Source organism: Klebsiella sp. 141198, from assembly GCF_050600785.1.
GTDB classification, from domain to species: Bacteria; Pseudomonadota; Gammaproteobacteria; order Enterobacterales; family Enterobacteriaceae; genus Klebsiella; species Klebsiella aerogenes.
Genome location: NZ_JAQIRM010000002.1, coordinates 964,544 through 974,675 on the forward strand (window position 1 = coordinate 964,544; position 10,132 = coordinate 974,675).

A 10,132-nucleotide genomic window follows, 5' to 3' on the forward strand; every position below is an offset into this window, starting at 1 on the left:
TATGAGTGTATATATATCAGCCGCTCACCCGGCATTCATTGATTTAAATCAACAAAAACCACTCACTCAAAGTGGGTATATAGGGATAGTATTGTTTTACATCAAGTTACGCCAGTAGATGCCATAAAAAATATTGTAAATTTTCAATTTTTTTTATGCGCAATCAGTCAGGAATAACGTCGCGATTTTGTTATGCAGAAAGAAGCAGTTAAGCTATGGGCATGACACTTTGCAGGAGAGCAACATGACCACCCCATTAACCTGGCACGACGTGCTGGCGGAAGAGAAGCAGCAGCCCTATTTTCTCAACACCCTCAAGACCGTCGCCGAAGAGCGCCAGTCCGGCATGACTATCTATCCGCCGCAGAAAGATGTCTTTAACGCCTTTCGCTATACCGAACTGGGCGAGGTCAAAGTGGTCATCTTAGGTCAGGATCCCTATCACGGCCCGGGACAGGCGCACGGTCTGGCCTTTTCTGTTTTACCGGGAGTGCAGATACCGCCGTCGCTGCTGAACATGTATAAAGAGCTGGAAGGCACCATCCCCGGCTTTCAGCGCCCGGCGCATGGTTATCTCGAAAGCTGGGCACGCCAGGGCGTGCTTCTGCTTAATACCGTGTTAACGGTGCGCGCCGGCCAGGCGCATTCACACGCCAGTCTCGGCTGGGAAACCTTTACCGATAAAGTGATAGCGCTGATTAACCAGCATTGTGAAGGAGTGGTATTTTTATTGTGGGGCGCACACGCGCAGAAAAAAGGCGCCATTATCGATCGCCAGCGCCATTGCGTGCTGAAAGCGCCGCACCCATCGCCGCTGTCGGCGCACCGCGGTTTCTTCGGCTGCAACCACTTTGTGCAAACCAACCAGTGGCTGGCCGAACGCGGTGAGGCGCCCATTGACTGGATGCCGGTGCTGCCCGCTGAAAGCGAGTAAGCGACGGCAATAAAAAAGCCAGCATCAGCTGGCTTTTTGCATTCAGAGACCGATATCAGGCCTTATTCTGACGCCACCATTCCGCCAGCAGCACGCCGGTCGCCACGGAGACGTTAAGGCTTTCGACGTTACCGGTGCCGTCGATGGCGACGTTGAGGTCAGAGCTGGAGATCGCCGCATCGGACAGACCGTCGCGCTCCTGGCCTAATACCAGCACCATTTTTTTCGGCAGCTCGGCCTTAAACAGCGGCGTACCGTTATGGCTGGACGTAGAGACGATAGCGTAGCCAGCCTGACGGAACTGCGTCAGGGTATCGATAAAGCTGTCGCCGGTGATCGGCTCAACATGTTCCGCACCGCCTTCTGCAGTACGGATCGCCGCGCCAGACTCCAGCACGCCGGCATCCTGCACTACTACGCCTTTCACGCCAAAGTGCGCGCAGCTACGCATAATCGCGCCGAGGTTGTGCGGGTTGCCGACATCTTCCAGCGCCAGTACGCAATCTTCGGCTTCTGCTTTCGCCACCCACTGGGCCACGGAAGTACCATGACGTTTTTTGATCAGGAAACAGACGCCGCCGTGGTGTTCGGTACCAGACGCCTTCGCCAGCTCGGCTTCGTCCACAACGTGGTAGGCCTTACGGTTGGCCGCCATCCAGCGCAGCGCCTCTTTAAAGCGCGGAGTGACGCTCTGGATAAACCAGGCACGTACGATGGCTTCCGGACGGCTCTGGAACAGCGCCTGACAGGCGTTCTCGCCGTAGACGCGAGTCTCTTCGGCACGTTGACGACGCAGTACTTCCGGATCGATAAAGCTCTTACCGCTGATGCCGCCGTGATCTTCTTTTACCGGCGTCTCATCGCCAGGGGCGCGGGAAACGGTACGCCACGGGGATGCATCATCACGGTTAAAATCATTGCGCTTGCGATCGTCGCGTTTGCGATCGTCGCCGCGGCTGTTACGTTCATCGCGCGCAGGGCGGCTGCGGCCGTCAACACGTGACTTTCCTGGACGACCTCCCCCTTTCCCGGTACGAGGGTTATGGGTACGTTTGTCAGAATCATCATCACTGCGGACATACATCACTTTGACCTTGCCGCTTTTATTTTTCAGTTCGTCGCTCATCTATTTTCTCCACCTGCGCTGCGCGAAGCGCGAAGATTACCCGATGTATCTTCACTTAGCCATTATTTCATTTAAAAGCCTTGGTCTATTGTAACCATCGAACAAAAGACATTGTCCTTTATTCGCGCCTCATCGATAATATGTAACATTACAGAAACAAATCGGCCACGTGCCGCGCTGCAACCCCATAACCAGAGGTTAGTTATGAATACCGTTTGTGCCAGTTGTCAGGCTCTTAACCGCATCCCCGAAGACCGTAGCGCTGATGGCGCCAAGTGCGGACGCTGCGGCCACGATCTTTTTGACGGCGATGTCATCAACGCGACCGGGGCAACGCTGGATAAACTATTAAAGGACGATCTGCCAGTCGTTATTGATTTCTGGGCCCCGTGGTGCGGCCCATGCCGTAGCTTCGCGCCGATCTTTGAAGATGTGGCTGAAGAGCGCAGCGGCGAAATGCGTTTTGTGAAAGTGAACACCGAAGCCGAACGCGAACTGAGCGCTCGCTTCCGCATCCGTAGCATTCCAACCATTATGATGTTCAAAAATGGTGAAATGGTCGACATGCTGAATGGCGCCGTCCCCAAAGCGCCCTTCGATAGCTGGCTGAACGAAGCCAACCAGCAGTAAACCCACCGGGGCACCGCTTGTGCCCCGTTTTCTCCTCTGCGACAATAGCGTTTTTCATTAGCGACTCCCATGATTGATAACGCTGTCCTTCGGCTACGCGCCGAACGCCTCGCGCGCGCAACCCGGCCTTTTCTTGCTCGCGGCAACCGCATCCGCCGCTGTCAGCGCTGCCTGCTCCCCCTAAAACAGTGTCTGTGCGCAACGCTGGCGCCGGCACCTGCCGACAGCCGTTTTTGCCTGGTGATGTTCGACACCGAGCCAATGAAGCCCAGCAATACCGGACGCCTTATCGCCGATATTCTGCCCAACACCGAAGCGTTTCAGTGGTCGCGTACCGAGCCGCCGCGGGCGCTGCTCGATCTGGTCGCCAACCCTGATTATCAGCCCATGGTCGTCTTTCCGGCCTCTTATGCCGGAGCGGATCGTCAGGTACTGAGCGCCCCGCCGGAGGGTAAGCCGCCGCTGTTTATTATGCTCGACGGCACCTGGACGGAAGCGCGGAAAATGTTTCGCAAAAGCCCGTATCTCGATGCGCTGCCGGTGATCTCTGTCGACCTGTCGCGCATCTCCGCCTATCACCTGCGCGAGGCCCATGCCGACGGCCAGTACTGTACGGCGGAAGTCGCCATCGCCCTGCTGGACTTAGCCGGCGACGCGCAGGCGGCTGCCGCGCTTGGCGATCACTTTAGCCTGTTCAGAAGCCGCTATCTGGCGGGAAAAACGCAGCATAAGGGCAGTATCACAGCACAACAGGCTGAAAGCGTTTAAAATCATTCGGTCACTGGGGATCAAAGGAGACCGGTATGAGCCAACGAGGCCTGGAAGCACTGCTGCGGCCAAAATCGATCGCCGTCATTGGCGCATCGATGAAACCGCAGCGCGCTGGCTATTTAATGATGCGCAATCTGTTGGCCGGCGGTTTTAATGGCCCGGTCCTGCCGGTGACGCCCGCCTGGAAGGCGGTGCTTGGCGTACTGGCGTGGCCGACTATCGACAGCCTGCCGTTTACCCCGGACCTGGCGGTGCTCTGTACTAACGCCCGGCGCAACCTCGAGTTGCTCGAGGCCTTAGGGCGGAAAGGGTGTAAAACCTGCATTATCCTCTCTTCACAGCCGGATCAGTACCCGGCGCTGCTCGAATGCGCCGCCCGTTATCAAATGCGTCTGCTCGGCCCCAACAGCCTGGGGCTACTGGCACCGTGGCAGGGGCTGAACGCCAGCTTTTCGCCGGTCCCTATCCAGCGCGGCAAGCTGGCGTTTATCTCGCAATCCGCCGCCGTCTCTAACACCATTCTGGACTGGGCGCAGCAGCGTGAAATGGGTTTTTCGTACTTTATTGCGCTGGGCGATAGCCTTGATATCGACGTCGACGACCTGCTCGATTTTCTCGCCCGCGATAGCAAAACCAGCGCTATCCTGCTCTATCTGGAGCATCTCAGCGATGCCCGGCGTTTTGTCTCCGCTGCCCGTAGCGCCTCGCGTAATAAACCCATTCTGGTCATTAAAAGCGGCCGCAGCCCGGCGGCGCAGAAATTACTGCATGTAAACTCAGGGATGGATCCCGCCTGGGACGCCGCTATTCAGCGGGCGGGGCTGCTGCGCGTGCAGGACACCCATGAACTCTTTTCCGCCGTTGAAACCCTGAGCCATATGCGCCCATTGCGCGGCGAAAAGCTGATGATCATCAGTAATGGCGCCGCGCCGGCAGCGCTGGCGTTGGACGAACTGTGGCTGCGTAACGGCAAGCTCGCCAATCTCAGTGAAGCCACCTGTGACCAGCTCAGGCAGGCGTTACCGACAGGCGTCGAAGTGGCTAATCCTCTGGATCTGCGCGATGACGCCAGTAGCGAGCACTATCTCAAAGCGCTGAATGTATTGCTGGACAGCCAGGATTATGATGCGCTGCTGGTGATTCACTCCCCCAGCGCCGCGGCGCCGGGTACCGAAAGCGCGCTGGCGTTGATTGATGCCCTTAAGCGTCATCCGCGCGGAAAATACGTCACGGTGCTGACGAACTGGTGCGGGGAGTTCTCCTCCCAGGAGGCGCGACGGCTATTTAGCGAGGCAGGTATTCCAACCTATCGCACACCCGAGGGTACCATTACCGCCTTTATGCATATGGTGGAATACCGTCGCAACCAGAAACAGCTCCGTGAAACGCCGGTATTGTCCGATACGTTGACCGCCAATACCGCCGAGGCTCACACGCTGTTGCAGCGCGCGCTGAGCGAAGGCGCGACCTCACTGGACACCCATGAGGTCAGCCCGGTGCTGCGCGCCTACGGCATCCATACTCTTCCCACCTGGATTGCCGCCGACAGCGCCGAAGCGGTACATATCGCCGAGCAGATTGGCTACCCGGTGGCCTTGAAGTTACGTTCGCCGGATATTCCGCATAAATCTGAAGTTCAGGGCGTTATGCTCTATTTGCGTACTGCTGCTGAAGTCCAGCAGGCGGCGGACGCGATTATTGACCGGGTAAAAATGGCCTGGCCGCAGGCGCGCATTCATGGCCTGTTGGTACAGAGCATGGCCAACCGCGCCGGGGCACAGGAACTTCGGGTCGTCGTCGAGCATGACCCGCTTTTCGGCCCGCTGATTATGCTTGGCGAGGGCGGCGTCGAATGGCGAGCGGAAAATCAAGCCGCGGTCGCCCTGCCGCCGCTGAATATGAACCTGGCGCGTTATCTGGTGATCCAGGCCATCAAGAGCAAAAAGATCCGCGGACGCAGCGCGCTACGCCCGCTTGATATTCCCGGTCTCAGCCAGTTGCTGGTACAGGTCTCTAACCTGATCGTCGATTGCCCCGAGATCCAGCGGCTGGATATTCACCCCTTGCTTGCTTCCGGCAACGAATTTACCGCCCTCGACGTTACTCTCAGCCTGGCGCCATTTAGCGGCGACAGCGAAAGCCGGCTGGCAGTCAGACCCTATCCGCAGCAACTTGAGGAATGGGTGGTAATGAAAAACGGCGAGCGCTGCCTGTTCCGGCCGATCCTGCCTGAGGATGAACCTCTGTTATTAGCCTTTATTGAGCAGGTCACCAAAGAAGATCTCTATTACCGCTACTTCAGCGAGATCAACGAATTCACCCATGACGACTTAGCCAATATGACGCAGATCGACTACGATCGTGAAATGGCTTTTGTTGCGGTACGCGCCACGGAGCAAGGAAGCGAGATCCTCGGCGTGACCAGAGCGATTTCCGACCCTGATAATATTGATGCCGAGTTTGCCGTACTGGTACGCTCGGACCTGAAAGGTCTAGGCCTTGGCCGACAGCTCCTTGAAAAGCTGATCGCCTACACGCAAGGACACGGATTACAGCGCTTAAATGGCATCACCATGCCAAATAACCGCGGCATGATAGGCCTCGCCAGGAAACTTGGCTTTGCAGTGGATATCCAGTTAGAAGACGGAATTGTAAGCCTGTCTCTTGCACTAAATACGTTACATTCGGTGACAAGCGACAGCAATTAATGACCACATTCGCGGGTAGTGATGGTATTATTGCCCGCTTACGTCGTCTGCATGGTACAGAAGACCCTTCAATAAACAGAGAAGAAACGCACTGTGATGTTGTCAAAATTTAAGCGTAATAAACATCAACAACACCTTGCCCAACTCCCTAAGCTCTCTCAGTCAGTTGATGATATCGAGTTCTTTTACGCGCCGGCTGATTTCCGCCAGGCGCTACTGGCAAAGATAGCCCACGCCACCCAGCGTATTTGCATTATTGCGCTCTACCTCGAGCAAGATGATGGCGGAAAAGGAATACTGCAAGCCCTGTATGACGCTAAACGTCAACGTCCGGAACTGGATGTACGCGTGCTAGTTGACTGGCATCGCGCCCAGCGCGGCCGCATCGGCGCAGCAGCCTCCAATACCAATGCCGACTGGTACTGTCGTATGGCCCAGGAAAACCCTGGGATTGAAATCCCGGTCTATGGCGTCCCGGTCAATACCCGGGAAGCGCTCGGCGTGCTCCATTTTAAAGGCTTCATCATCGACGATAGCGTCATCTATAGCGGCGCCAGCCTGAATGATGTGTACCTGCATCAGCATGATAAATATCGCTACGATCGCTATCAGTGCATCCGCAACGGCAAGATGGCCGACGTAATGTTCGACTGGGTCGAGCACAACCTGGTACAGGGGCGCGGCGTAAATCGACTGGATCGCCCGGATCGGCCGAAAAGCCCGGAAATCAAAAATGATATCCGCCTGTATCGCCAGGATCTGCGCGAAAGCGGCTATCACTTCACCGGCAATGCCGATGAAGATCAACTGTCAGTCACACCGCTGGTCGGGCTCGGTAAATCGAGCCTGCTCAACAAGACTATCTTCCACCTGATGCCGTGTGCGGAACATAAGCTGACCATCTGCACCCCGTATTTCAACCTGCCCGCCGTACTGGTCAGAAATATTATTTCTCTGCTACGCAACGGCAAAAAAGTGGAAATCATCGTCGGCGATAAGACCGCGAACGACTTCTATATCCCGGAAGATCAGCCGTTTAAAATCATCGGCGCATTGCCTTATTTGTACGAAATTAACCTGCGTCGCTTCCTGAGCCGACTGCAATATTATGTGAATACCGATCAGCTCATCGTGCGTTTATGGAAAGATGACGATAACAGCTACCACCTGAAAGGTATGTGGGTTGATAACGAATGGATGCTGTTGACCGGCAACAACCTCAATCCGCGCGCCTGGCGGCTGGATTTGGAAAATGCCGTGCTTATCCACGATCCTAAGCATCAACTGCGCGAAATGCGGGAAAAGGAGCTTCAGCTCATCCGTACGCATACGACGGTAGTGAAGCATTATCGCGATCTACAAAGCATCGCCGACTATCCGGTGAAGGTGAAAAAGCTCATCCGCCGTCTGCGACGCATCCGCATCGACCGTCTTATCAGCCGCATTCTCTAAGATCAACGCCCCGTAATACGGGGCTTTTTTCAGGAAGCACTATGCGCTACTTCGTGATTATTATCCCTCTTCTGCTCAGTGGTTGCAGCCATATGGCCAATGATTCCTGGCGTGGTCAGGACAAGGCCCAACACTTTCTCGCGTCGGCAATGCTCTCCGCGGCCGGCAATGAATATGCGCAGCATCAGGGATACAGCCGCGATCGCAGCGCCGCCATCGGCCTGATGTTTTCCGTTAGTCTGGGGGCATCAAAAGAGTTATGGGACAGCCGCCCGGCTGGGAGCGGCTGGAGCTGGAAGGATTTCGCCTGGGATGTCGCCGGCGCCACCACCGGCTATGCGGTGTGGCAACTGGCGCATCAATAAGGTTACAAACGCAGGCCCTTCCCTTTGCCATGTAGCATCAGGGAGACCAGGAAGGCAATCGCCGCCATTACCGTCACGTACCAGTAGAAGGCATTTTCCATTCCCGCAGATTTAAGCGACAGCGCGACATATTCAGCCGAACCGCCGAACAGCGCGTTTGCTACCGCATAGGACAGGCCCACGCCCAGCGCGCGAACCTGTGCTGGAAACATTTCCGCCTTCAGGATACCGCTGATGGAAGTGTAGAAGCTGACGATCAACAACGCGCAAATCACCAGCGCAAATGCGGCATACGGCGAGCTAACATTCTGCAGCGCACTCAAGATTGGCACGGTAAACAGCGTCGCCAGCACGCCGAAGCATAGCATTGAAGTGCGGCGCCCCACCTTATCCGAGAAGGCGCCAAACAGCGGTTGTACCAGCATATACACGAAAAGCGCCGCCGTCATAATCATGCTGGCGGTGCTGGCCGACATGCCTGCGGTATTCACCAGATATTTTTGCATGTAGGTGGTGAAGGTGTAAAAAGTCAGCGAGCCAGCGGCGGTAAAGCCCAGCACCATGACAAAAGCGCGGCGATTACGCCACAAACCTTTAAAGGAACCGGCCTCTTTCAGCGCACGAGTTTCCTGCTTCGAGGTTTCATCCAACTGACGGCGCAGCCACAGCGCGACGATGGCCAGTACGGCGCCCAGCGCAAAAGGAATACGCCATCCCCAGGCATGCAAGTCTTCATCACTGAGGATTTGCTGTAGCGCGACAACGACCAGCACCGCCAGCAGTTGACCGCCAATTAACGTAACGTACTGGAAAGAGGCGTAGAATCCTTTCTTTCCTTCTACTGCCACTTCACTCATGTAGGTCGCACTGGTGCCATATTCCCCGCCAACGGACAGGCCCTGGAACAGACGTGCCAGCAACAGCAGCGCCGGTGCCCAGGTACCGATAGTGGCGTATCCCGGTAGACAAGCAATCACCAGCGAGCCGAAGCACATCATGCATACCGAAATAAGCATTGAGGCTTTACGTCCGCGCCGGTCAGCAATGCGGCCAAATAGCCAGCCGCCGATGGGGCGCATCAGGAAGCCAGCGGCAAAAACTCCGGCCGTTTGTAACAATTGAGTGGTGGTATTTCCTGAAGGGAAGAAGATGTGCGCAAAATAGAGTGAGCAAAATGAGTAGACATAAAAATCAAACCATTCCACCAGGTTCCCTGAAGATGCCCCCACAATTGCCCATACACGGCGCCGGGTATCGCCCTGCTCCAGGGCCCCCTGCTCGTTAATGCTACTTTCTGTCATTATAATTTTGCTCCAGCAAAGACCGTAATCTGTCTCATCGGGCGTGACACGTCACTTGGACAAATTAATTAGTGAACCAAATGTTATATAATTGTTATTTATTTATATGTGATTGTATTCACATTTTTTTTCGTAACACTGGTTTTCGCGATTTACGTCAGTACATGAGCAGTGAAAAAGTGAATTATGGCGAAGTGGGTATAACAACGGGGTTTTATATGGCTTTGAATGAAGGTGAGCGTGTGGATATGGCGCGATCTTCCCCGCAGGAGGTGCGGATCGGTAGCCCCGGTAAGCGCAGCGCCACCGGGGAGATGGCGGCGCGTCTGGCCGCAAAACACAAAAACAAAAGGCCCGGTCTTCCGACTGAGCCTTTCATTTATATTGATATGATCGCTTTCCCCGGGGGCGGCGCGAGGCGCCTTTCCCGGGCTACGGGTTGCTACGCGGTCTGTAGCCCCGGTAAGCGCAGCGCCACCGGGGAAGATGGCGGAGCGTCTGACCGCAAAACACAAAAACAAAAGGCCCAGTCTTCCGACTGAGCCTTTCGTTTTATTTGATGCCTGGCAGTTCCCTACTCTCACATGGGGAGACCCCACACTACCATCGGCGCTACGGCGTTTCACTTCTGAGTTCGGCATGGGGTCAGGTGGGACCACCGCGCTATCGCCGCCAGGCAAATTCTGTTTTACCAGCCCGTCATAACGACGTACTGATTAATCTGTATCAGGCTGAAAATCATCTCAAATCCGCCAAAACATCTTCGGCGTTGTAAGGTTAAGCCTCACGGTTCATTAGTATCGGTTAGCTCAACGTATCGCTACGCTTACACACCCGACCTATCA

Annotated in this window: 9 protein-coding genes and 1 rRNA gene; 7 read left to right on the forward strand and 3 right to left on the reverse strand. The window is 55.5% G+C overall.

Going from position 1 to position 10,132, the window contains the following annotated elements; all coding sequences use genetic code 11:
- Positions 1–244 precede the first annotated feature (244 nt).
- Entirely contained in the window at positions 245–934 is a 690-nt protein-coding gene (gene ung / locus PGR10_RS09840) for a uracil-DNA glycosylase (RefSeq protein ID WP_020078167.1), read from the forward strand.
- Between the two features lie 55 nt (positions 935–989).
- Here the strand turns inward: ung and PGR10_RS09845 are convergent, their stop codons facing one another.
- Complete coding sequence (locus PGR10_RS09845; protein ID WP_015703188.1) at positions 990–2,060, reverse strand: tRNA/rRNA methyltransferase; 1,071 nt, start codon at positions 2,058–2,060, stop codon at positions 990–992.
- A gap of 204 nt (positions 2,061–2,264) precedes the next feature.
- On the opposite strand from PGR10_RS09845, the gene trxC reads away from it, so the two are divergent.
- The 5 genes from trxC (at position 2,265) to PGR10_RS09870 (ending at position 7,986) form a co-directional block, all read left to right on the forward strand.
- A complete protein-coding gene (gene trxC, locus PGR10_RS09850; RefSeq protein WP_015370277.1) occupies positions 2,265–2,690 on the forward strand; it encodes a thioredoxin TrxC in 426 nt (141 codons plus the stop codon).
- Positions 2,691–2,759: 69 nt separating this feature from the next.
- A complete protein-coding gene (gene tapT / locus PGR10_RS09855) occupies positions 2,760–3,458 on the forward strand; it encodes a tRNA-uridine aminocarboxypropyltransferase (RefSeq protein WP_087858388.1) in 699 nt (232 codons plus the stop codon).
- A gap of 35 nt (positions 3,459–3,493) precedes the next feature.
- Positions 3,494–6,169 carry a bifunctional acetate--CoA ligase family protein/GNAT family N-acetyltransferase gene (locus PGR10_RS09860; protein ID WP_087858387.1) on the forward strand — a complete coding sequence of 892 codons (2,676 nt, stop codon included), beginning with the start codon at positions 3,494–3,496 and terminating at the stop codon, positions 6,167–6,169.
- A 96-nt stretch (positions 6,170–6,265) separates the two neighbouring features.
- A complete protein-coding gene (gene pssA, locus PGR10_RS09865; protein WP_308958535.1) occupies positions 6,266–7,621 on the forward strand; it encodes a CDP-diacylglycerol--serine O-phosphatidyltransferase in 1,356 nt (451 codons plus the stop codon).
- Positions 7,622–7,662: 41 nt separating this feature from the next.
- Positions 7,663–7,986, forward strand: coding sequence for a YfiM family lipoprotein (locus tag PGR10_RS09870; protein WP_087858385.1), 324 nt, complete (start codon positions 7,663–7,665; stop codon positions 7,984–7,986).
- 2 nt (positions 7,987–7,988) lie between these two features.
- Here the strand turns inward: PGR10_RS09870 and PGR10_RS09875 are convergent, their stop codons facing one another.
- On the reverse strand, positions 7,989–9,287 hold the full coding sequence (locus tag PGR10_RS09875; protein ID WP_113374507.1) for an MFS transporter: 1,299 nt from the start codon (positions 9,285–9,287) through the stop codon (positions 7,989–7,991).
- Positions 9,288–9,358: 71 nt separating this feature from the next.
- Here PGR10_RS09875 and PGR10_RS09880 point away from each other — a divergent pair, with 71 nt between their 5' ends.
- A complete protein-coding gene (locus PGR10_RS09880) occupies positions 9,359–9,829 on the forward strand; it encodes a hypothetical protein (RefSeq protein ID WP_430923414.1) in 471 nt (156 codons plus the stop codon).
- Positions 9,830–9,848: 19 nt separating this feature from the next.
- On the opposite strand, the gene rrf is transcribed toward PGR10_RS09880, so the two are convergent.
- A 5S ribosomal RNA gene (gene rrf, locus PGR10_RS09885) occupies positions 9,849–9,964 on the reverse strand.
- Positions 9,965–10,132: the final 168 nt, after the last annotated feature.